Annotated in this window: 23 protein-coding genes; 7 read left to right on the top strand and 16 right to left on the bottom strand. The window is 47.1% G+C overall.

Annotation, left to right across the window (positions count from 1 at the left end; all coding sequences use genetic code 11):
- Window positions 1-795 precede the first annotated feature (795 nt).
- The 11 genes from mauJ to G8764_RS16740 form a co-directional block, all read right to left on the bottom strand.
- The gene (gene mauJ / locus G8764_RS16790; RefSeq protein ID WP_166165834.1) at window positions 796-2,304 is read right to left on the bottom strand and encodes a methylamine utilization protein MauJ; all 1,509 of its coding nucleotides are present in this window, start codon (window positions 2,302-2,304) and stop codon (window positions 796-798) included.
- Window positions 2,305-2,723: 419 nt separating this feature from the next.
- Window positions 2,724-3,896, bottom strand: coding sequence for a tyrosine-type recombinase/integrase (locus G8764_RS16785; protein WP_166165833.1), 1,173 nt, complete (start codon window positions 3,894-3,896; stop codon window positions 2,724-2,726).
- Window positions 3,897-3,997: 101 nt separating this feature from the next.
- The gene (locus G8764_RS16780) at window positions 3,998-4,285 is read right to left on the bottom strand and encodes a hypothetical protein (protein ID WP_166165832.1); all 288 of its coding nucleotides are present in this window, start codon (window positions 4,283-4,285) and stop codon (window positions 3,998-4,000) included.
- A gap of 106 nt (window positions 4,286-4,391) precedes the next feature.
- Entirely contained in the window at window positions 4,392-6,173 is a 1,782-nt protein-coding gene (locus G8764_RS16775) for a hypothetical protein (protein ID WP_166165831.1), read from the bottom strand.
- A 239-nt stretch (window positions 6,174-6,412) separates the two neighbouring features.
- Entirely contained in the window at window positions 6,413-7,495 is a 1,083-nt protein-coding gene (locus G8764_RS16770) for a hypothetical protein (RefSeq protein WP_166165830.1), read from the bottom strand.
- Between the two features lie 277 nt (window positions 7,496-7,772).
- Entirely contained in the window at window positions 7,773-8,195 is a 423-nt protein-coding gene (locus G8764_RS16765) for an antirestriction protein (RefSeq protein ID WP_166165829.1), read from the bottom strand.
- Window positions 8,196-8,248: 53 nt separating this feature from the next.
- Window positions 8,249-8,485 (bottom strand): hypothetical protein, encoded by a 237-nt coding sequence (locus G8764_RS16760; protein ID WP_166165828.1) that lies wholly within the window; start codon window positions 8,483-8,485, stop codon window positions 8,249-8,251.
- A 28-nt stretch (window positions 8,486-8,513) separates the two neighbouring features.
- On the bottom strand, window positions 8,514-8,681 hold the full coding sequence (locus tag G8764_RS16755) for a hypothetical protein (protein WP_166165827.1): 168 nt from the start codon (window positions 8,679-8,681) through the stop codon (window positions 8,514-8,516).
- Window positions 8,674-8,868, bottom strand: a complete 195-nt coding sequence (locus G8764_RS16750; RefSeq protein WP_166165826.1) for a hypothetical protein — start codon at window positions 8,866-8,868, stop codon at window positions 8,674-8,676. Before G8764_RS16750 ends, G8764_RS16755 begins: the two co-directional genes overlap by 8 nt.
- Window positions 8,869-8,882: 14 nt before the next feature.
- A complete protein-coding gene (locus G8764_RS16745) occupies window positions 8,883-9,587 on the bottom strand; it encodes a recombinase family protein (protein WP_166165825.1) in 705 nt (234 codons plus the stop codon).
- Window positions 9,588-9,899: 312 nt separating this feature from the next.
- A complete protein-coding gene (locus G8764_RS16740) occupies window positions 9,900-10,511 on the bottom strand; it encodes a hypothetical protein (RefSeq protein WP_166165824.1) in 612 nt (203 codons plus the stop codon).
- Between the two features lie 170 nt (window positions 10,512-10,681).
- Between G8764_RS16740 and G8764_RS16735 the strand changes: the two genes are divergently transcribed.
- Both G8764_RS16735 and G8764_RS22985 read left to right on the top strand, forming a co-directional pair.
- The gene (locus G8764_RS16735; protein ID WP_166165823.1) at window positions 10,682-11,068 is read left to right on the top strand and encodes a hypothetical protein; all 387 of its coding nucleotides are present in this window, start codon (window positions 10,682-10,684) and stop codon (window positions 11,066-11,068) included.
- A gap of 39 nt (window positions 11,069-11,107) precedes the next feature.
- On the top strand, window positions 11,108-11,617 hold the full coding sequence (locus G8764_RS22985; RefSeq protein ID WP_207951933.1) for an SHOCT domain-containing protein: 510 nt from the start codon (window positions 11,108-11,110) through the stop codon (window positions 11,615-11,617).
- 580 nt (window positions 11,618-12,197) lie between these two features.
- On the opposite strand, the gene G8764_RS16725 is transcribed toward G8764_RS22985, so the two are convergent.
- A complete protein-coding gene (locus tag G8764_RS16725; RefSeq protein ID WP_243748857.1) occupies window positions 12,198-13,112 on the bottom strand; it encodes a restriction endonuclease in 915 nt (304 codons plus the stop codon).
- A 668-nt stretch (window positions 13,113-13,780) separates the two neighbouring features.
- On the opposite strand from G8764_RS16725, the gene G8764_RS16720 reads away from it, so the two are divergent.
- Together G8764_RS16720 and G8764_RS16715 are read left to right on the top strand one after the other, a co-directional pair.
- Complete coding sequence (locus tag G8764_RS16720; RefSeq protein WP_166165822.1) at window positions 13,781-14,230, top strand: hypothetical protein; 450 nt, start codon at window positions 13,781-13,783, stop codon at window positions 14,228-14,230.
- 30 nt (window positions 14,231-14,260) lie between these two features.
- A complete protein-coding gene (locus tag G8764_RS16715) occupies window positions 14,261-14,407 on the top strand; it encodes a hypothetical protein (RefSeq protein ID WP_166165821.1) in 147 nt (48 codons plus the stop codon).
- Window positions 14,408-14,489: 82 nt separating this feature from the next.
- On the opposite strand, the gene G8764_RS16710 is transcribed toward G8764_RS16715, so the two are convergent.
- Window positions 14,490-15,623, bottom strand: coding sequence for an HNH endonuclease signature motif containing protein (locus G8764_RS16710; RefSeq protein WP_166165820.1), 1,134 nt, complete (start codon window positions 15,621-15,623; stop codon window positions 14,490-14,492).
- Between the two features lie 224 nt (window positions 15,624-15,847).
- On the bottom strand, window positions 15,848-16,438 hold the full coding sequence (locus tag G8764_RS16705; RefSeq protein WP_166165819.1) for a hypothetical protein: 591 nt from the start codon (window positions 16,436-16,438) through the stop codon (window positions 15,848-15,850).
- A gap of 1,093 nt (window positions 16,439-17,531) precedes the next feature.
- Here G8764_RS16705 and G8764_RS16700 point away from each other — a divergent pair.
- From G8764_RS16700 to G8764_RS16690, 3 genes are all read left to right on the top strand, one after another.
- Window positions 17,532-17,972, top strand: a complete 441-nt coding sequence (locus tag G8764_RS16700; protein WP_166165818.1) for a thermonuclease family protein — start codon at window positions 17,532-17,534, stop codon at window positions 17,970-17,972.
- Window positions 17,973-18,119: 147 nt separating this feature from the next.
- On the top strand, window positions 18,120-18,677 hold the full coding sequence (locus G8764_RS16695; protein WP_166165817.1) for a hypothetical protein: 558 nt from the start codon (window positions 18,120-18,122) through the stop codon (window positions 18,675-18,677).
- 523 nt (window positions 18,678-19,200) lie between these two features.
- Window positions 19,201-19,617: a hypothetical protein gene (locus G8764_RS16690; protein WP_166165816.1), complete on the top strand. Its 417-nt coding sequence runs from the start codon at window positions 19,201-19,203 to the stop codon at window positions 19,615-19,617.
- 592 nt (window positions 19,618-20,209) lie between these two features.
- On the opposite strand, the gene G8764_RS16685 is transcribed toward G8764_RS16690, so the two are convergent.
- Complete coding sequence (locus G8764_RS16685) at window positions 20,210-21,088, bottom strand: hypothetical protein (protein ID WP_166165815.1); 879 nt, start codon at window positions 21,086-21,088, stop codon at window positions 20,210-20,212.
- A gap of 12 nt (window positions 21,089-21,100) precedes the next feature.
- On the bottom strand, window positions 21,101-21,616 hold the full coding sequence (locus tag G8764_RS16680; protein WP_166165814.1) for a hypothetical protein: 516 nt from the start codon (window positions 21,614-21,616) through the stop codon (window positions 21,101-21,103).
- Window positions 21,617-21,679 lie beyond the last annotated feature (63 nt).

The following is a 21,679-nucleotide window of genomic DNA, read 5'->3' as shown; positions in this document are numbered from 1 at the left end:
GCAATTCCCAATTGTCATTGGACTCTATTGACTGGCTACTCGGAGCCCGCGCCACTGTCTCCCTTCGGGCCTAACCCGGGTACCTGCCGATTATGAGCGACGAGTGCCAGACCCCAGGGGTGACCCGGCAATGTAGCATTGAAGCAATAACCTCAGAAGCAAACAGGCAGCAGCGATAACGAGTCCCTCTGCCCCTCTCTCCGCCTCGCCTGGCCCCCAGTGGGTCAGCCATGCCCCAGCCCCGGTTTCCCAAGAGGCGCCCACTCTGGCTGCCCTGGCGGCGTCCCGGAGCAGGCGCAAGCCGAGTCAGTCAATTTCCCAAGGGGATAGAGGAGGGGGTAAGATTACTTCGCAGAGTTCCGGCACTCCATTTGGAGCGTCCGACTACAGGGCAGTCAAAATCGGCAGCTCCAACCCGAAAGTCGGCAGCTCTAATTGCTGTAAGCTATTGAAAAATGGTGGGCCTTCCCAGACTTGAACTGGGGACCTGCCGATTATGAGTTAGACGAACAGTGTCCGTAAGTCTATGATAAATAACGACTAAATGGACTTTTTTCGGAAGTTTCCGCTTCGGAAAGTCGGAAATATTAGGAGATTTGTAAGGTTTTCAAGTAAATCAAGGGCTTAGGGAGGGTGACGGAAAGCGGAACGGAAACGGAACCACGGAACGGAAGAGGTTTCGGCGGTTTTGGCGCATCGCATTGTTGAGTGGAAACGAGTCTCTAGATTGCGGTTTATACCCTAGTTTCCGTCACGTCCCAATTCGGCAAAAGCGGACGCTGGAATTGGTCTAATCTATCTATTAAATTTTTTACTAATCATTTCGGCGGTATTAACGATTGATTCTTTTTCGCTTTTTGAAATGGCCCCAAATATTGTGAGCAAGCTGTCATTATTATTTTTATGTTCTGCAAAGCCTTGGTATCTATCATCATATTTTTTTGTTGAAATATACCATTCAAAACCTGAATCTAATGTTAAACGGTAACGCGGTTTCTCATTTTGAAATCTAAGGATTTCATATTGTATAGCGTCATCGGCTGACATTCTCATCATCATATTAGTCGGGATAACGACTTCGCAGTCTATAGGCTCACATTTATCACATGTTAATTCAGCAATGCCATTGCTGAAAACTTTGTAGTAGAAAGTCCAATATGCTCTTATATCACCTTCAGTAACATTCCCACCTTCATATGCAATCCCTCCCTCCTCTAGGCTCGTGTGAATTCTTCCGTGCTTGTAGTCTAGATAAAATATAAGTGAGATTGTTTTCCGGTCGTTAAAAAGTGCAATTTTCACTACACCTTTTTCTACTCCTTGTACTTGGAGAGTCATATTCTCTAGACCTGGGACAATCCCATCAGGCCATATTCCAACAGAAATAGTTCTGCCCGAAAAAGATAATGGCGCTTCTATATTTGCACCTTTTTTCAACTCGATGATTTCATTAGAAGTCAGAAGGTTAGACCACGGTTCTAACCGATTGCGTGTTTGATATAAACTTTGCGAATCAGGAATATTTAACTCGTCCCGAATATAGATTCTTGCCAACTCCTCCATAATTACAAGATCAGCAGTGAGTCGCTTTCTATCTTTCGGTATATCAGGATCAACTATTTCACCTTCGAACGTTGCATGTGCAACTGCACAGCGCCCACTTTCGAAAAGGTGTCGACTAACATTAACACCTACCGCTTTGAGCTCATTTACACGTGCCGCCGCTCTTCCTGTAAGTTTGTCAATGTTTGACTCGATCCATTTTGCTTTCTTTTTTCCATTAGAAAACTGCGATTCAATTACCTTGTAAAAACTTAGGAAAGCGTAACTATCATGAACTTCATCAAGCATCTTTCCTTCTCTCCAAAATGCCAGAGCTTTCCGTACATTTTCAGTTTCAATAATTGGCATATGGTTACAGTGAAAGCTTTTAGGACCGGAAGTCCCCATTGAGGAATAAACAGTGCGCCTTCCATAAAGAATCGGGTGGGATCCCCATGCGTAGCCGGCAACATCAACATACCCACCGGAAAACCAACCTAGTATTGACGTGAATCTATAGATCTTTGAAATTGCTGCATCGATATCGCTTTTATCGCAGGGTATTGATATACAAGGTGGGCCCTGCTGCTCTCCACGATTCGTCCCGCGAAGAAAATACTCATGTCCAGCATATTCAATACATACATCATGTGAAGGCCATGGAATGGAAGAAGCCACCCCCGCATTCAACCATCCTCTTTGGTCACGCAACTTTTGTTCTACTTTCTCTCCAAAAATATGTCGAACATAAGGTGTTTTCATATCTTGTGGACCTCACACGCTCGATTGGGACATACTAAACTATGCCTCATCATAGTGGTGCCCGGGGCCAGAAGAGGTGATTATTTCAGTGCGTAGGGACGCTACAGATGTGTATGCAGGGTCGATCTCTGCGAGGGCGAGTGGCTTGGGCAGCTCAAACAGCCGATGCTGGAACCATTGCTCAATAAATCCAGTGTTTTGCAACGCTATTGGAGTTGAATCTGCTGAATAGAGGATCGGCAGGCTGTACATACAAAGTCCATTTTGTCTCAGGGAGCTTTATCGATTATAGGACCATTTCAGTGGCAGGCACAGGGTTTAGTCATTTGACTTCTACCGTACCTCCAGAGCAAAAAAAAGAAAGGAGCCACCCCAATCACATCCGTAAGGACATGATCGGGGGGCAAATGGTGTGTTGATTAAAATTTAACCGCTTTGAGACGTCCCAAGCCGGCAGGAAGGGATAGAGCCCCTGCCTGACTGGCATTTCGGAGCACATCCTGAGACAACTTGGCGTACCTCAAGGTGGTGTCATAGCTGGAGTGATGGACCAATTGCTGGACCGTGGCGAGGGAGTGGTTGGCTGACAGGATATTGCTGCAATAGGTGTGGCGGAGGTCATGGATCCGGATAGAGGAGGGGAGGCCTGCTGCCTTGAGGATCCGCTTGAAGGCCTTGGTAATATTGACGAAGGGCAGTTTGGTTCGTGGATTAGTAAATACCCATTCCCGCCTGCTGGCCCTGTTGAGTTCCTCCAGTACGGTCATAGCTGTGTCGTTTAAATACACCACATTGGACTTTCCGTTTTTGGATGCCTCGGGTGGAATGGTGACCGTGCAGTTCTCCATGGATACCCAGTCCCAGCGCAGGGCCCTGGCAGCCCCACAGCGGACACCTGATGCAAGCAAGAAGAGGATCAACAGGGCAATCTCCCGATTCGCATCGGACATTATTGCGTTAACTAATTGATTTTGTTCGTTTTTGGTGAGGAAGCGCTCCTTTTTATTGTCAAACTTGATCAATTCAACACTGAGACAGGGATTGGACTGTAGGTGTCCCCACTTGATTGCCAGTGTCATCATCCGCGATAGTAGCTTCAGATGGCCCACGACGTGGCTTCCGGATAAGCCTTCGTTGATAAGTTCGGTCTGGAATTGCTCCAGTTCAGTGGTGGTGATTGAGGGTAGGGACCGCTTGCCAAAGCGGGGGGCAATTCTGAGTCGGTAGAGGGATTCCAGATTCCGCCAGGATCTGAGTCGAGCCTTGGCGTAGGGTTCGTAATGGTTATCCCAGAAGCTTTCCAAGGTAATGCCTGTTGTGGAAACAGGCGTCTTGGTGGGTTTGGCCTTTACATCGATTTGAGGTTGGGCGATATCCAAAGCTTCTGCAAGGGACATGGCGTCGGTCCTACCAATGCGAATATCTTTGCCGTTGAGCCGGAGCCGGTAGGTACCGATACCGTTGCTTGTGGCTCGCGTCTCAACTCGAAACCCTTTCGGCCAGTCCTTGGCACGGTATTCTTCCTTGATTTTGCCATCGGGCACGACAAGGCCTTTATCCAGGAACGCTTGGTCGATTGAATCAAGAATCATATATTGAGTTCTCCAATAAATTAACATGAAAAAATGTCGCACTAGACGGACTCGGCGCCTGGTGGATTTGGGCGATGAGCCGTCGAGGCAATAGCGACAAGTTAAAGGACTTTGTAAACGTTCATACGACCGGAGGTTGCAATTTCAAGATGCACGAATGGGACTTTCTTTGCGGCTACAAGCTTGGAAAGCAGTTTACCTTGGCTCTTACACTCTTCCGGGGAGTAGCGTTCGTTCGCCGGTAAAAGCAAGTTGAGCTCGTGGAAGGTAATCCTCCTTCCTTTTTCAAGAGTTGGATAGACCGATTCGATGTAAGTGATCAGCACTACTTCGTCTTCGGTATCTGTGGTATGTACCTGAAAGTACTTATTTTCTAGTTCGTTTGGCATGAAATACCTCGTAGAATTTGACAGCGTGGTCGGGGCCTGTGGCCGCGATTTGTGGTTAGTTTTGGGGTGAGGAAATCGGCCGAAGCCGTTTCCTTTGGAAGCACCTTTAAAATTCTGGGGAATCGTCGATCGCTGTGCCGGTGTACTTCACCGTGATCGTGCGGTACTTACCACGCGCGAACTCCAACGAAATGCCCTGCGTGAGAAGGCTGGCCGCGAGGCCCTTGAGGCGCTTGGTGAGCGCTATAGGATTTTGAGGCCACTCTCTTGAGTACCGGTTCTCGGTATCGGACATTTCGTCGAGCTTTTGTAGTAGTGCCTTCGGAGTTCCAGACCATTCACCGCCTGTTATTTGGATGGCAAACTCCACCATAACGGCAGAAAGTTGGTGTTCCATCAACTTGTCGAAGGATGCTTGCCGAAGAGCGTCGCTGTACAGCTGCTGAAAAGTACCGGCGGGAACTTCTTTAACCGATTCGAAGGCGGCAAGCCACTGACAAAAATCTACCATGCGTTCAGGATGCGTTACAGCTGCACCGGGCAGGTGGAACAGTATTTTCGACGTCAGATCTAACAAGCCCTTGTATATGGCAGGCAGCTCTTGGTGTAGCCGCTGCATCATAAACGCCTCCGACTGTCGAGATTTTTCATCGATAGCGAGAGTGTGAATCGGGAGGCATCGTTGTGCTAGGTCAGGTTGCAGGATTGCGGTGTGTATTCCGTTGAAGACTATAGCGCAGTGGGCGTGTTTGACGCTCAATTCTGAGTTGGTATAAAGGGCTCGAGTGCTGAAAGCGCCGCCACTTGAAAGAATACATAGTAGATCGCTTGTATCCGATTTAAAATTCCGCATGTTATCGAAACAAACGACATGGAGCGTGGAGGCTAGGATTGCCAAGTCTTCATTTTTTCGTGGGAAAGACTGTATCCCGATTGAGGTGGGATCCAGTAGCGGAAGAACGATATTTTTACACAAACTGGTTTTTCCGCTTCCTTGGCATCCCCGAATATCGAGATGAAGATAGTTGGTCGCGCTCAGTTTTGGATGTGCCAAAGTAAAGCTCATCCAGGCCAGAAAAAGGATGTAATCTTCATGACTCACATTCACGTAGGGTTTTAATTTAGCGAGGTCTCCGATGGTTTCGGGTATCGGAAGGGAGCCGGAAGTGGGGGGTACGTAAAACACATTGATTGAGGTATCTTGAATGACTTCGACACCAGCTGCCGTAACCCTGACTCGTGATCCTTTTTCATCTCCGAGATATAGCTCGACACCGTTTGTGATTGGTCCAACGCGGTTAAAAATCTGACGGCGGGGTGCTTCCTCCGCGAGTTCGAACAGCTCTTCGTTAATATCGCGCATGTCCTTGGGCGATACTTTTAATTGCTTGGATTTGGCTATTCTTCGTAATTCAGAGTTGGCCCTTTTGCTGCCGATTATGAACGCTTCGGAAATGGTTTTATTGACAATGTGGCCGACACCATTTAAGTCGCGGCAGATTTCATAATCTGTCGTCAGCGGGGCTGGAAGCGATTCGAGGGTTAAAAATGCCCCGCCTGTATTTGACGAGCCCGACGCTTCGACGCCAGAGGTGGGCGACATTTCGTCAATCTCGTCGGGTGGCAGCTCTTTTTCACTTTCTTCACCAACTGCCTTTGGAGGGGATTTAGTTAGGGAGGACGGTGACGTAGATTGTGGCGTGAGGGAAAAGGGTATGAGCTTTTCGGTCGACGCGCCCGACGTATCGACGCCAGGGGAGAGAGACAAATCGACGGGTGCGTCGAGTGGTGAAGTGTTTTCAGAATCACTACTCCCCTCCGCGGACTGAACTGTGGTAGTTGGGGTAGGGGTCGTATTCGTATTGCTTGGATCAAAAGGGTTGGACATGGAAAAAACCTCAGGTTGCAAAATCACCGGGTCAGAGCGGTAAAAAGTTGCCCGACCCAATACCGGGCACGCACAAATTGACAGAGCCCTTCAGAGATATGGCGCTTCTGGTAACTTAGGGGAGGTCTTTTCTTGGTGAAAATTCTATATAAATCAGTTGGTTACATATTTTTGTGTGTAAAAATAGGGGGGCGGTTCTGGTAACCTGACAGATTGATGCTTCTGGTCTATGAGGTCTTTTACTGTTTTAGGAATTCGCCGGCCGCGTCATCTTCATCATCGAAATCGGCTGTCGAGTCAGAAAAGGAATCATCAAAAGGGATGTGAATGGCCCTTTCTTTGGCTCGCTCGTCGGCAGAATGTGTACGATCCAGTAGTTTAAATAGCGGTTTCCAGCCTTGATCGTCATCAAAGTTCTTGAATGGATCGTCTCTTATACCGGTAAGAGCTTCGAGTGAACGACGCAACTTACTTATTGCTGTCTTCTCGTTGTTTTTGGGGAGTGCTTTGGTGGGGTATCTCATACCTCTTGACAACCCAAGGAGTATTGTGTATTGCGTATTGGGTGTATTCGCTTTCTTGTTTAGTAAACCTATATCCATCATATGCTTAGTTTGTATGGGATTATTTTCTATTTGGTACCCAATTCTATTTTTTGCCTGCAAGTAGATGGTGACTTTGTCCCATGTCGATTTATCATTTGAGTCAGTTATACCTTTTGTTTTGTCTATTTGAATATTCATTGTGCTTGTAGCTAGAATATCAATGAATCTGTCCTTAAATTCTTTCGGAGGATTGGTGAGTGGTTTTCTATGGCTCATCCATCTATAAAAACTCTGGGTCGTAAAATATATAAAACGAGGATTGACGTCGGAATCCGAATTTGAATTTGAAGCTAAGATAAGCTCGGTGTGTTCTCCCTTTTGAGCTTTGGTAATTTCAATGAGACCGAAATTACATAGCCGTAAAGCCGTTGTTTTTTCTTCTTGTTTTTTAATCTTTTCGTTAGTAAGCCTATTCAGCAATCGCGTTTTACCGTTTGTTTCTTCCTCTATTGTAATTTGAAAATCTGAATATTCTAATTCAGAATCAAGAAGGTTAATTATGTCGATGTGCTTACCAATAGTGTCTTCATAGATACAATCCTGATAAATTTCAATTGATCCATATTCAACTTCATGGCATGAGCCAGCTGTAATTCGTGATGCTCTGTTAAAAACAGCACCCAGAGCATCATTCAGGTTCATTATTTGACCATCGATTTGTTGTTCAATTCTTTTTCTAATTGTTGGAATATGTAGAGTGAATCTCTTCGTGCTCATAACTATATCTCGGTAAATGGTAAATGAATTCTACCGTGTCATTTGTGGTGAAGCAGCGAATCGAAAACAACGGCATAAGTCGTGCCAGCCACTTTTTACTACAATGCTTTCGAGAATATGCTATCTGTCGCTACGATCCGCCCCGTTGCTTTTATGAATATACGGGAAAGCGGTTTCAACGTGCACTATAAACCAGCTTGGATTACAGGTCACCACCTGACGCACCTGACGACTCGACGCTGCAGGGGCGACAGGTCGACGGGTGCGCCGGGTGGTATTAGTCAACCGCAGCCAGAATCACCCGGGCCTCTGGATGCTCCAGCATGCACTCCCTTAACCAATGGTAATGGTTGGCGCAGAGCTCCGACAGCCAGATATCCCGATGAAAGCTCAGGTGGCTGTAGGCATACAGACAGACGGTGATCCCGAAGGCATCTGCCGACAGCTCTCCCTCATAGCCGTTGTCACAGGTGACCTGAAAAGGGGTGTCCGACTCGGGAGCCATATAGAAGCCACCGGAGCTGAGGGTATAGAACAGCCAGTAACCGCCCCGGTAGCCCTCACTCAACCGGTCGGCAAAAGCATAGATGGTCGGCTCGATGGCCAGGGGGAAGTGGTGGTCAAACAGCCGGGCGGTGGTGTCCAGTCGCTGGTCTTCGGGTACCAAAGTCCGGGTTATGGTGTTGTTGTCAGTGTTCATAGTCACTTACCTATATAAAGAAGGACCCATCACATGGACAGGTCCCAATGGGGTTACTGACGAATATCGTCGGTGAGGTTCAGTTCCAGAGATTTCTTGTGGAGGCAGACTTGCAGATACTCCTCCAGCCTGCCGGGCGTGAAGTCCTGGTGTTCGCTGTCGAGGATCTGGATGGCCAGCATTTCATACTGGTCAAACTGCTCCTGGGGGGTGGTGGCTTGGTCAGCCAGCCGGGAAACCGCTTCTTCCAGGCGTGCGTAGACCTCAGCCAGGTTGCCGATAGTGGTCATTGGAGGTTCCTTTGGTGTAGTGGAGGGGCTAGCGGTGGTGAAATGAGATTGAGGTGGAGGTGTCATCGATAGCGAGGCCTTGCATCAGCATCGCTTGGTCCCGGACAGCGGCAAAGAACTCTTCGTCAGTGTCAAAAGAGTCCCAGGCGCTGACCATATCGATCGCGTCTTGAACGGTGTCTTCATAGTTACACATGGTTTCTTTTCCTTTTGTTGTATAAGTAGTAAGCCAAGGCTATGGCTGCGATAAGGATCACAGCCAGCCAGAACGTCAATGGATACATCAGGAACAGCAGTGCTCCGGTGCCAATGCTGTACATCCGTACCGGCGGCACGAGAACGCAGGCGATGGTGGCAACAAGCAACATCGTGGAAATGCTCATTATTTCTCCTTGGGTTAGTGGTGTTGGGTTGAATGGGATTCGCGTCGAAGGCGACTGACGATGGGTATTGAGAAGGGCTTGCCCCAGTAGCTGCTGAGGCCTCGCTCATTGAGGGCCTCGGCAATGCCCTTGCAAGAGCGGATGCCATCGAATTGCTCGATGTGCCGGATCACCTTGAGAATCTTGACCTTCCAGGCGTTCAAGGCATCCAGTCGAACGATATTGGCTTCGGTGTTATCCAGGTTGCGTTGGGCGTCCAGCCAAGGGTTGCCCAAGAGAGTGCCGCGGTCCTTGGCTATGGCTAACGCAGACTTGGTCCTCAGGGAGATCATGCGGGCTTCGTGTTCAGCCATTGCGGCCAGTATGTGGATGGTGAGCTGATCGATGGATGGATAGTCCGCCAGCTTGAAGTGAATGCCCCGCTTCTGCAGGCTGGTGATGAAGTGAAGATCCCGTGAAAGGCGGTCCAGCTTGGCCACCAGCAAAGTGGCGTTGGCCAGCTCCGCATAGTCGGCAGCCTTGTTGAACTCTGGCCGGTCGGATCGTTTACCGGATTCCACCTCAACAAATTCAGCGACCACTTGACCGCCGTACTGCTGCAGGAAGTCAGTGGTTGCCTTCCTTTGGGCATCCAGGCCTAACCCGGACTGGCCTTGCTTCTGGGTGGACACCCGGTAATAGGCCACATACCGGGCAGGGGAGGGTTGGTGCGCGTTCATGGTCATTGTCCTCGATAAATGAGATGTTGGCGGGTGACTGGGGTTATGGACGGAATCACCCCGCGCATACGACACACCCGACGACCCGACGCAACACCGGAGACCCCAGAGGCCTTGCGGTATAAGAGCTGCGTCGAGGCGTCGAGTGCGACGAATGGAACGGGGTGTGTTGTTGGGCGAAATCACCCGGGGGACAGCAGCAGGTATCCCTGATGGACTGGTGGTGGTGGTTTGCATTTCACTAAAGGAGCCTTAACGGATATGCAAACTAGTGCAGCAGGCAGACAGAGCTACCACTGATGGGGACTGGTGCTATTTGGCAGGCGGTGTGGATGACTTGGCGGGGGCCTTTCGGGGTGCTCTCCGAGATGGCTTTTTCTTCGGTGTCTCATCTACCGGCTCAGATGCTTCTGTCTCATTTTCTGAGGCCGGTGCAGATGCCGCCTTTGCCTTGCCTGCCTTTTTCATCTTGGCAGCCAGCTGTGCCCGCTTGGCCGTGATCTCCGCCTGGGCTTTGGCGACCTCGTCCTCCAGATCCACCTTGCTGGCCACCAGCTTCTTCATGGCTGCGAAGAATACCTTGGGGTCACCCGGTTGGTGGCTGTAGGTGGCTTTCTTCACCGGCAACAATAGTCCTTCGGCCCGAAGTGCTGCCGCGAGAAAGCCGTGGTTGTTGGCGCCTCGGCTTTGATACAGGTTGCGAAAAATCAGGGCTCGAAAAGGCTTGTCCTCGGGGGCTTCCTCTATGCAAGTCAGGACACCCTCGATGGAGATCCATTCATTGCTGAAGAATCCGCCACCCGAGTTATGGGTGATGCGGAGATGGTAGTTGTCATCGGCGGCCTCATGGCCAATGTTGTAAGTCAGCTTGCCTTGGGCAGTGGGTGTGATGAGTGAACAGGTGGATTTCTTGATGATACGCATGGGCACCTCCAGGGTGTGGGTTGGTTTCATATAAGATACCCAGATATGCGCAGTCATCTTTCTGAGCTCATTGCATGAATGATAGGGGCCCGCTTCAAAATTTATTCACAATAGTGCAATTGTCGGGTAGTCTCATAACCCTACGCACCAAATTATCACGGAAGATACACATGAAATATTTCCTCGCGGCTGCCGTTCTTCCCTTATTTATTGGTTGCGCTTCAAAATACGAAAGTATCCCTGCTCAGAAAATCCCCGCGAAAAAGTATCAATACTATGAATGTAATATGCTTGAAAATCGCTTTGAAAAGGTCATTGACAGAGCGTATAAACTAGCTCAAATACAAGGTGTGGCAGTAACAATGGATAGGGTCGCATTAGCCTCCGGGGTTTTGAATATTGTTTTTCCTTTTATGTTTATGAGTGGTGGATCGAAAGATGGAGAGATTGCAATCCTGAAAGGAGAAGTGATTGCTATTGAAGAAGCAGCATTAAATAAAAAATGCGTAGACCTATATACACATATTGTTGAAAATAGAAAGTCAGCTGAAATATAAGAAATTATAATATTTTTAATCGCATGGAAGGATTTATTTGTGAAGATATTAGGGTTCCTAGCAATACTTATGCTGTTCGGGTGTGCGTCAGTTACGGAACAGGTGCCAGATGAACAAGTACTATTAATTTCGGGTAATGTTTATGAGATTCTCGATGTGGATCGTAGGGGGATTTTTGGTGGAGAAGCTTCTCTACAGAAATCTGTGCTACGTCAAGCAGACAAATTTGCGTCTGAAAAGGGTAAGGTTGCGAGTCCCTTGGCTGCTCGAATTCACAGAGTCGGTATTTTGGGGGACTGGGCTTGGTTTTGGTATAAGTTTGAACTGGTTGATCAGGGTGCCCCAGAATCCTACAGAAATATGACTGATATAGATATTGTTAGAGATGCCAGGCTATCTACTGAATTCTTTATGGAGCGCCATAACGAAGTTCAGAAAATGGACGTTTCTGGTGAAATCAGGTCTCTTGATAAACTGCGACAGGACGGGCTAATAACAGATTCAGAATTTGAAGAACAAAAGCGTAAAATATTGGACAGGTCACCATAAATTAATAAGTTAGAAAAATATTTCCTGAATTGGCGAGCCGCTATCAGGTACTTTTTCTTCCAATTTGGTAAAGGAGACCAGTATCGCTATGAAACAGAAATTGAAACTAACTCGTAAACAAAAAGCTAGAAAGAAGGCTATAGAGAGTTCACTATGCTTTTCCAGAGAAGCATTGAATCAAGCGTACCACTCGAAAGATGTTTCATTGAGCGATTCAACCAAATCGAAAAAGAGAAAGAAAAAGAAAGACAAACCATCAATTGCGGCACTAACGAGGATAGGTGCGGGGAAATCCAAACAGCGTTGTCCATCGTGCGGTGCTAAAAACGGGTGTTATTGTAGTTAGGTTGAAATACAAAGTTATTACTGCTGCGGCTTGATATTAGATAGTAGGGTTGCCACCAGCATGGCTATAAGGAATTGGGTTCTACTAGGTTCGAGGGTGGAGGCCGTAGGCGCCCAAAGCCGTGCTTTGCCTGGTTTCTCCTATGACCATTGGTCATTCGCCACATAAAAACCGGTAGATACCTGGCCTTTCATTTGATGCAACGGTTACTCCGTCGCGGATCGATTGTGCATTTTAGGGTTGTTCAAAATAGTCAGTATCAATCGATTTCACTTGATAGGTAGATTTTACGGAAACCCCGAGGTTATACCCAATCATTAATTGAGCTAGTTTTTTGCCATCTATCAGTACAACTTTCTTCTCAATCATATTGATATAGTCCTCAGCTTCTCGGCTGAATCGACTAGTGGTGATGTATACACCTTTGCGGGATCTACGCATCTCAAGAGCACCAACAAATGCCTGAACATCAGGTCTGCTCACTGTATTGTCTGTGTAACGTTTGGCCTGGAGGTAAATGGTCTCAAGTCCTAAGGGGTCTTCATTGATGACACCATCTATACCTCCATCAGAAGTATACTGAGTCGCAGCACCAGAAGTTTCGCTCCAGCCTCCGTACCCCATAGCCTGCAGAAGCTCCACGACAAGGTTTTCTAGAAATTGTGGTGGTTGCTGCTTTATCAGTTCAAGCAAATCTCCTGCTAGGCTATCCTGAATCTCTCCATGAGCTTGTTCAAGGCGTTCCAGGGGGTCTGTGTCAGAGTCGCCGTCTCCTGAAGGGCTGCTGTCCACCACAGGTTTTGGCTTGGCTGTATGGAACTCCACGAATTCTGGGTATTGCTTGAGGTAGGCAACAGTGACTCTGTCTGGTTTGTCGGCGAGAGCCTGTAAACCTCGATCGGTGATCTGGACCTGAGCTCTGCCGGGGGAAGTTAGCAGGCCCGCTTTGTTCATATAAGTTCTTGCCCAAGCGACTCGGTTGCGAATAACAGTTTGTTTGCCGGAAGGGAGCTTTTCAGTGATTTCTCCTTCTGTCAGCTGAAAATGAGCACAGATTCTATCGAACGCTTCATTAAAGGCGTGTACTTCCCCATCACTTACTGCTTCAAGTAAAGGGCGCATACAGGATTGGAAGTCAGGGATAGCCAAGTGATCGTTCCTTGAAGTCACTGGTGAGTTAACGGCAATGTACCATGAGTTGAAAGAGGAGACCAAGCAGCTGCCGGGCGGCGCTTAGAAAAAATTTACGATGGGACCCGACGCACTTGACGATCCGGCGCCGGCCCAGCATTTCAGGATTTCAGAATCCCAGCTTTCCAGCTCACCGGCGGGCCACAGCGGCAGCAGTCGGGGTGGAGTTGGCGGTGGCACCAGACTGCCCCGCTCTGGCGGGCCTCGGGGACCCATGGGGGTAGCCATGCCCAGACTGGATCGGTCGAGAGGTGGCAAGTCTGGGGGAGAGGGCGCTGAACCTCGGAGGGGGGGGCGCCTCGGCGGCGCCGGTCAGCCGGCAGCGGATGCCATCCGAAGAACTCCCGGAACCCTGAAAAGCTGAAATCCTGGAATTCTGGGGGCCTGAAATCTACACTGGCATGGCCCGACGCAACCCCAAGAGCACAAGGGTCATAGAGGGGCTCTTGGGGCGAGCCTGCAGCCTCGCCGGCCTATTTTATACTTGTTTTGCCGGGCTATTGCTGGTAGTTGTTACAACAGATTGGTTGTATGAATTGCATAGTGAATAGAAGAGGGCAGCCGGTACAGTATTTTCAGTTAAATATAATTAAAGTGTGACGTTGCTAATTAGAGGCTAGATGTATATGGAATTTACACAAAAACAAAAGTGGATGTATCTTTCTTTTCTTGTAGTAATATTTTCTATGTTTTTACCATGGGCTCAGTTGGGGATTCGAGAGATCAGTGGTTGGAGTAATCAGGCTTTTATGTTGTTGCCAGCTTGGTTTATTCCGCTCTACTTTGTGGCTAATAGAAAGTCATTTCCTCTATTGACGAGAGTCTCGATAACAGTCGGTGCTCTTGGGTTGCTCGGTTTTGATCCGGCAGAAAATGGTTTCTCATTGTTGGGCAATCATTATGAGTTTGAAGTTGGTGCGGGGCCATACGCATATACGCTTGGTTTACTTTTGGGGCTGTATGGAGAATTCATTATAATTGACGCGAGTGGTCAGAAGTCTAGTATCGAAATAGAAAAAGTTGTTCAAAGTTCCTATTCAGAAAAGAAACGGTTTGCCAATATTTTTAGATTTTAGGATCTGAAGTCTGATTCAGATTATCACCAGGTGTCTGAAGAGTTAACAAGTGACAAGCGAAGAAAATCATTATGGCAAAATTGTATAGATATTTGTGATGGTGATGAAGAAAAAGAAAAATTTATGTACTTTAAAACAAGATTGCAAAGATTAAAGGATGAGGTGGCCGGTAAGTAATAGCTGCTTATTCTACAACACATTACATAACAAAACCTGCTAGAACCGCTTCTGGCCAATGCGAAATTCTCGCAGGTTGTGATTAATGAATGATTTTCCAGATGAAGCCTCTTGAATTTCTCAGTTTTATCGTACGTTGTAGATACTGCATTATTTTATACTGATGATATTCATGTTGCGTTTCGTTTAGTATTCGTTCAATAGCGAGTACATGTTTTCTACTTCCCTCGCCATGTTGTTTCGCCGCTTCGAATGCGGTCTTACAAGTATTCTCTACTATTGGCCCGTACGCCTTATTGATAACGAAACCGATTCTGTTGAGCTTCTTACTATCAATATCATTTAGGTTGAAAGAATTTTCTTCGAGGTCAATTGAAAATCTTAGCCACTTTTTGGCAGTGCTATTGTACGGTAAGGCTATATTGGCAGAGTAGTAAAACTTGATAGCGAAGTATCTTGCCTTCATGTCCCATTTTAGAGAGTATCCTTCGTTTATAAAGGTCTTTTCTAAGTCTCGACACACCGCGTCACACCAAAGGCTTGCCTTTTCGTGTTCGCTGGTTTTTCTTTGAATAAACTCTTCGATCTGCTGATCAGGAATCTTTGTTATCTTGTCAGATTTTTTTAGATTCTGCGAAGCGGTTAATAACTGTAAATTGTCCAGGTGGTTAATAATTGATGGCTGTCTAACTCCGCGACGAACTAATTCTGAGACCGGGATTATGTGGTCTATATGCCAGCGACCACGATTGCCCCATTCGCCGTATCCAGATCTCTGAGAAGAGAGGTGAGCATATAGCTCTTCATAGGTATAGCCCAATACATCCTCTGAGATCTCATAATTAATAGAGTAGGGTCTATTGGTATGTTTGTAAGGTTTTAGAGTGCTAAGGTGGTGTCTAGCTCTACTAACAGCTACTTTTTCCTCGTCTGTAAGTTTCTTTCGAGAACGTTTTTGAGGGGGTGCAGGTGGTGCTTTTTTCTTTATATTAGTGTTGATTGTTTTGGTTTTTTCTTTAGCTGATTTAGGTGGTAGTGGTTCTAATGGAGTTCCAGATCTCTTTAATTTCCGATAGAGCTTCTCACAATCGATGCAGGTACTATTTCCAGTTTTTCGCTCAGCAATGTGCCCTCTTGAGCATGGTTTACCAGTGAAATATTTATTTAGTCCTTTTGATATTGCGTCTTCTCTGCTGATTACATCTTTTGGTTTCATTGCCATTGCTCTCGATTCCAGTTGATTTTATTCCTATTGAGTAGAAAACCGAAAGAATTTCATTGTTTTTGAGGAGGGCAGAACCCATTACTTTTTGGCTATGACTATATTTGGGCTGTTGGCTAATCACAGGGTGTTGTTACTTTCGAGAAAGTGTTGACTATAGTTGACAGTGCCTTGTCTAAAATACAAAGACTCAGCTCTGGTCTTTCTTCTAAAAGAGGCTATTTCTTCTCGAAGCCAATCTTGTTGCCATGATCTCGCCTTATCCAACCCTTACTAACCATGATTTTCCCAAGCTCATCCCGGAAGCGCTTTCGTCTTCCTGATGTCGTTCGGGGAAAGGATTCAGGAATAACCTTTCCAATATTTATGATTACCCATTCGTGCTCCGTTTTCCAGGTTAAATACTCATGATTTTCGCCCTTCAAAATAAGATTGGCGACCTTCTCTGCACATGCTTTTGCATAGAATCTAGGGGCCGTTGGTTCCAGTTGACGGCTGCCGCGCTTTGAAATCTTTGCTCGGAAATTGCTTGTGTCTATCTCCCAGTGATGAAGCTCGGCACGAGAGGATCCGTTAACCGTGCCACCGTGGCGTTCAAGTGTGAAGCTTAGTATTGGAGGCTCCCAGGTCAGCTTCTCGGCGCGGTGTAGCTTATCTGAGGTAGTGCTCGACTCTTCGCTTCCAGGGATCAGATCCCAGGTATTTTTTAGCCCAGATAGGGCCATAGAGTTATTCTCGCCGGCCAATACACCTGGATCCATCTCTGATAGCAATCTACAGAATTCGACAAATTCGTTTGGGAAAGTCATGGCCATTTGTCCTTATTGAGCGTAATTCTTAAATATTATCCTAAGGGGGCCGTTGTTAGAAATATAATCGGGAAAAGTGCTCAAAAAAAGATTCAGCTCGTATCCGGGTGTAGAGCTAGGGAGGCGATACTATCATTGTGGCAGCGGAACCAGTGACATACTATTGGTAGTGGTTCGATGACTCGTTGCCAGCAAGGGCATCTGATTGAGGTCTTTGGCGCCGGGTCGCCAGGCCCAGCAGTGACAAGGTCAGGTCCCCAGAATTCCAGATTTTCAGGTATTCAGTTCCTTGATGGGCTAAACCGGCCTTCCGCCAGACTGACCCACTCTGCGCCCCATCACTTGACACAATGGGGTAGCCATGCCCAGCCCGGAATCGAGGCAGAGGTGGCCACTCTGGGTGAGTGGGGTGGCTTCGGACCCGCCGGGGGAGGAGGCCAATGCGGGCAGGTGAGATCATAGTGGGCTAGCGCGGTACCCCCGAAAATCTGAAATTCTGGGAAACTGGAATTCTGGCAAACTGGGGCGGGAGGGGCCCCTCCGAGATTTCCCCAGTCTCCGCCGGAGCGGCCCAACATGGGGCTGTATGGGGGCAGCCATGCACCACCCGAAATCGGACCACAGGTGGCCACTCTGGGCGAAGTTGGTGGAGAGGGGGGAGGGGGGTTGGACCCCGGGCTCCATCATTCCCCCCAGAATCTGTCAGCGGGTATCTAATTGACGCACTTGACGACCTGACGCCACATCTATGCTGGCGGAAGCAAGGGTAGGCGTCGATGCGTCGGGTTCGTCGAATGGTACTGCTGCAAGGTTTTTACGAATTCCCATACTTTCTACCGGTGGCGCCTCTTTCGTTATCTGCTATTATTCACCTATCACAGCAAGGAGGCGCTATGGAAATCTTCAGGGACCAAGCATTCAATCTCAATCACCAATCGGTATACCCCGCCCGAGATGGCGATCGCTCTGGCTATGTCCTCCAGGGACGAGAGCATGATCTCTTCGAGTGGCAGGACCTCCAAGCCGTCACGAAATTCACCCAAGACTTCAATCGAGGCCTGATAGAACCCTCCTTGTTGGATGACCACAATATATGGCTTTAAACCTCATCGCGTTGGCTGCGGTACTCCCGTTATCGGTTAATCCTTGTACAGAATCCCTCCCAAAGAGTTACGGCCATGCGGTCGTGGATCACGTCGTCGGTGTGTATGACGGCGATACCATAACGGTGACTATTGAGGATTGGCCAAAGATCATTGGGGATTCCGTTGGTGTTCGAATTGCCGGGGTTGATACCCCTGAGATACGGGGCAAGTGTCCTGGGGAAAAGAGCCTCGCCATGAAAGCCCGAGCCTACACCCGGACTGCAGTGACAACAGGGAAACGAGTGGAGCTGAGGAATCTACGCCGGGATAAGTACTTCAGGATCTTGGCTGATGTTTGCGTTGATGGGGCAAGCGTTGCCCAGGGTCTGGTAGACGCGGGGTTGGGCTACGGGTATGTCGGTAAAAAGAAGCAGAGTTGGTGTGAGTAAAACATCAACCTATCAATCCCTTAGGATATCCGGACAATTGAAATGCGCATAACTAAAAATGGAATTTTCACCATCCCTCTTTATCACGGGACTACGAGCCTTTTTATCGACTCAATCAGGAAGCACGGGCTAGGAGGGAAAAGCCCTATGGAGGAATTGGGTATTATTTCAGTTTTTAAAGAGTTATTCGAGTTTGCAGAGACCAACTTTTCTGGGTATAGCAAATGGCAGAAGTACAGAGAGCGCTTTCGCGAATACGCAGCGCAAGCAACGCCCAAAGCCACAAAATATAATTTTTCCCATAGGGGCACTTATATCACTTGCTACCGTGGGCTAGCAGTAAAGTACGCTGTTGAGAGCCCCTGTGGATCTGAGCTTTTGCAACAGCTAAATTATTTAGCGATTGCTTTTAATTTTCTAGGTCATCGTGAATCTGCAGTGAAAATTGTCCCTACAAAAATACGGGAGATTATGTCGAAGCAATATGACCCGGTTCTACTCGAATTAAATGAAGTTTACGTTGATCAAGTAGAAACAGAAACAGGAGCAAACAAGGAGAAACAGATTGATGATTTGAGCGAAGCGCTTTCGCATGGTGTCTTTCCTCCGTGGTCATTTAAGCTGAGGTGGTGCCACCCAAAAACTCGCTTCAAAGAAGAACTACTAGGGACGCGCAGAGTCGAAAATGGCAAGGGGATGTGGTGAGGTATCTAGCGGTCTCTATTCGGCCGCTCTCTGGTCCGCTCTCCACACCGGGGGTCCCCCATGGGGCGGTAGTTGCCCCAGTTCCAGCTTGCTATCAAAGTGCAACTCTGGACTGAGCCGGTTCAGCAGGAGCTAATGTGTGCGGGTCTTGCGCAAGGGGATTGCCATAGCGTGTGTGCTCGTTGATCATGGCCAGCTGAGGTTCAGTCGATACCACCGAAACCTGGTTTTGGCAGTATACACGGTAGTGAATTGGGCCGGTTGAGCGAGGCGCTCCCTTCCCAGCGCCCCTTTACCGTTTATGTTATTGCTCAATGAGTAACAGGGAGCCCTGTCTTTATTGCAGAGTTTTTTTGATGCATTTCAAGGATTTTATACGTTGATTGATTTCGTGTCTTCAGAGATGGCTCTGGGAGTAATTTGATTAAATATCTGGCTGATCGGCTGCCGCTGTTCATGAGGGTATACAAATGTTAGGTATCTTTTTCGTAAATCAAGCAAATTAGCTTAAGGGCGTAGTTTTATGGGTGACTATTCAGACTTCTGTGAATCTTATGGTGGGTGTGCAAGCGACCCAGACTTTATGGATAAGTGGTTAGGTCAATATGCAAGTGGATCTGAGTCAATATCGAAGCTTTTATCAAAGAAAGAAGAGTTGCATTTCAAATCAGAGTACGGGCTTTCAGATAAAGCATGGGAACAGGTGAAAGAGTACGTGTCAATATATCGAGATAACTCATTTACTAAACATCATGAAGTAAACAACTACATCACTAACAAAGGGTTGTGGGGTAGGTTTACAGAGATGAGGTCAATGAATGACCACGGAAATGAAAAGGTTGTTAGAGGAATCACCAGAATGTATTTCAAGCTCATTTGTGAGCTATTAGATATTACTGGAGGAGATGGTGATCCTCTAAAAAAAGCTGAAAGGTACTAAGCTTGGAAGTACCCGTTCATTCTGAGGGGCATTCTCCGCAAAGTGGCCTCGGTTCAACCACAAAAGGAGAAATGATTATGTCTGAATCCACTAAACAGCCCTCGCAGCCGGCATTAAAACCGATAATCAAAGTCTGACGTACCAAGTCGTAATGGAAGGACTTGTTCGATAGAAATGCGGCTATTGTGATGCCTCTGGACGCATACAGTAAGGAGCACAGCATCGCCTCCAACAGTTAAAACAGGTGGCAGAACTATTCCCCAATCAGGCCATGTAGGGTGATTTTATCGATATCTCCAACCCGCCTTCCTGGGTTGGGCATTAAAAATACCCCGGGGTAACATCTGTGCCGGTTCGGTTCGAGTCCGGCCTCTGGTACCAGTAAAATTAATGACTTTTGTTTTGTCGGGGAAAGCGTTTTTCACGAAAAGTTTTTCTGGTAGCCGTATAGAAGGTGCCTGAGAGGGGCCTTCAGTTATCCCTGCGACGATTTATCTCGCGCCAAGTGGTGCTAGACTCACTGCTTGGCGAAAAAGGTGAAGCCATAAAGTTCTTGTGTTCGCTGCTATTGGCGATTTTGGTTGGCTAAAAATCATGCTGCGATTACTTTGCTTGAATTTGAAATCCGGGTTTGCCCTGAAATTGGGCCAAGAAACAGCTGGTCATCTAAAAAGCTCAGAACAAGCTTTAATTCCCTTTTTTCTTTGGGAAGGACAATCCTTTCATTAGCGTCGAGTTCTAAAGGTAGGTTGACATCAAGCGCCTTCTCGGCTAGATCCTTAACGCTAAAGGTTCCGAGGACATCATTTCGCTGAATTCTAGCAATCGTTTGTCTTACTACATGATCTGCCATTTCAAGGAACTCAGCTTGATTTACAGGCGCAAAGTGCTCATGACTTGCTAGCTCAATGACTTCTTGGTTTGTTGCTTCACGATAGTGTCCCGACAAATCAAAAATCCTTCTAGTAAAATGATACGACCTAAAGTGAAGTTGATTATCTTCATAGTAAGCGGTTAGTTTGGAGTCTAAAGTCATGCCAAAATATTCCAACCGTTGAAACACGTCGTTTGCTCCAAATACGATATTCATCATCTTAGGCTTAATAAGTCGAGTCCCTTCGAATAATTGGACTAAGACCGAATACTTTCCTTCAATATTCTGGCCGCAGAATATGGCTGTGATTTTACTCTCAGTTTCTTCATTGAAATGAAGTTGTGGTAGTGTCATGGGGCTATCTATAGCCTCCTTGAATGGATCCGGCAATTCGAATCCGCCTATCGCCAAAATTTCATTTGGATCCGGTTTGTATTGCCCGTCGAAAGGGATTACATCCACGTTAGCGTTGAGAAAGTCATCTCTTTGTGTAATGAACATGTCAGACAGTTCGTGTTGAAGCTCGTTGCCAAGTGCAACGCGGTTTACATACGTTTCGTTATTCTCTTTTATAAGTGCAAAGAAATTGTACGGCATGATCATCCCTTATCATTGAATATCAAGAAGCATATATTGCGTCAGTTGGCAGACGTTTGAAATGTCAGAGTTCTTTCTCAGAGTTTTCGTTGTAAGAAGTACATACGTAATATTGTCCTTCGTTGTTACCTCATAAGCGTTGAAGCCAAGGACTCCAAGAATTGGGTTGAAGTGGTAGGCGTTACTATTCCAAGCGATAACTACAAATAGCAAGTAAATAAAAGCCATTAGGAAGAAATTTATTTCATTGTAGCCGGTATTTAATATTGGGACCAAATAAGCAAGAACAAATCCAACTATTTCGTTGTCTGCGGGTTTCAGAGATACGCTGGTTATGGGAAATGACTCAAGTTTTTTAGGGGCCTGACCCAGTATATAGAAACAAAATAATGCAAACGCTACCACAACCAGAATAAGGGGGAGGATGATTGACCAATCCTTTTGAGTGATGAACTCGACGAAAGCAAGTGTAAGTAAAATAGGTGCTGTCGATGTTAGTACAAGCAGTAGTTTGGCTAGCTTGGTCATTTTCTACATTTCCAGTGCTGGTGCTCGGTTCGTCCATCCATACTGAATGATTATCCGGGCATT

The organism is Pseudomaricurvus alcaniphilus (assembly GCF_011440395.1).
Classification (GTDB): Bacteria; Pseudomonadota; Gammaproteobacteria; order Pseudomonadales; family Cellvibrionaceae; genus Pseudomaricurvus; species Pseudomaricurvus alcaniphilus.
Note: the sequence above shows the minus strand (reverse complement) of the source record. Positions and strands in the feature narration are given on the sequence as shown.

Excerpts from the sequence above, each read along its gene's own strand:
- mauJ (WP_166165834.1), bottom strand. The coding sequence starts at position 2,304 with ATGAAAACACCTTATGTTCGACATATTTTTGGAGAGAAAGTAGAACAA.
- G8764_RS16785 (WP_166165833.1), bottom strand. The coding sequence starts at position 3,896 with ATGATTCTTGATTCAATCGACCAAGCGTTCCTGGATAAAGGCCTTGTC.
- G8764_RS16780 (WP_166165832.1), bottom strand. The coding sequence starts at position 4,285 with ATGCCAAACGAACTAGAAAATAAGTACTTTCAGGTACATACCACAGAT.
- G8764_RS16775 (WP_166165831.1), bottom strand. The coding sequence starts at position 6,173 with ATGTCCAACCCTTTTGATCCAAGCAATACGAATACGACCCCTACCCCA.
- G8764_RS16770 (WP_166165830.1), bottom strand. The coding sequence starts at position 7,495 with ATGAGCACGAAGAGATTCACTCTACATATTCCAACAATTAGAAAAAGA.
- G8764_RS16765 (WP_166165829.1), bottom strand. The coding sequence starts at position 8,195 with ATGAACACTGACAACAACACCATAACCCGGACTTTGGTACCCGAAGAC.
- G8764_RS16760 (WP_166165828.1), bottom strand. The coding sequence starts at position 8,485 with ATGACCACTATCGGCAACCTGGCTGAGGTCTACGCACGCCTGGAAGAA.
- G8764_RS16755 (WP_166165827.1), bottom strand. The coding sequence starts at position 8,681 with ATGTGTAACTATGAAGACACCGTTCAAGACGCGATCGATATGGTCAGC.
- G8764_RS16750 (WP_166165826.1), bottom strand. The coding sequence starts at position 8,868 with ATGAGCATTTCCACGATGTTGCTTGTTGCCACCATCGCCTGCGTTCTC.
- G8764_RS16745 (WP_166165825.1), bottom strand. The coding sequence starts at position 9,587 with ATGAACGCGCACCAACCCTCCCCTGCCCGGTATGTGGCCTATTACCGG.
- G8764_RS16740 (WP_166165824.1), bottom strand. The coding sequence starts at position 10,511 with ATGCGTATCATCAAGAAATCCACCTGTTCACTCATCACACCCACTGCC.
- G8764_RS16735 (WP_166165823.1), top strand. The coding sequence starts at position 10,682 with ATGAAATATTTCCTCGCGGCTGCCGTTCTTCCCTTATTTATTGGTTGC.
- G8764_RS16720 (WP_166165822.1), top strand. The coding sequence starts at position 13,781 with ATGGAATTTACACAAAAACAAAAGTGGATGTATCTTTCTTTTCTTGTA.
- G8764_RS16710 (WP_166165820.1), bottom strand. The coding sequence starts at position 15,623 with ATGAAACCAAAAGATGTAATCAGCAGAGAAGACGCAATATCAAAAGGA.
- G8764_RS16705 (WP_166165819.1), bottom strand. The coding sequence starts at position 16,438 with ATGACTTTCCCAAACGAATTTGTCGAATTCTGTAGATTGCTATCAGAG.
- G8764_RS16700 (WP_166165818.1), top strand. The coding sequence starts at position 17,532 with ATGGCTTTAAACCTCATCGCGTTGGCTGCGGTACTCCCGTTATCGGTT.
- G8764_RS16695 (WP_166165817.1), top strand. The coding sequence starts at position 18,120 with ATGGAGGAATTGGGTATTATTTCAGTTTTTAAAGAGTTATTCGAGTTT.
- G8764_RS16690 (WP_166165816.1), top strand. The coding sequence starts at position 19,201 with ATGGGTGACTATTCAGACTTCTGTGAATCTTATGGTGGGTGTGCAAGC.
- G8764_RS16685 (WP_166165815.1), bottom strand. The coding sequence starts at position 21,088 with ATGCCGTACAATTTCTTTGCACTTATAAAAGAGAATAACGAAACGTAT.
- G8764_RS16680 (WP_166165814.1), bottom strand. The coding sequence starts at position 21,616 with ATGACCAAGCTAGCCAAACTACTGCTTGTACTAACATCGACAGCACCT.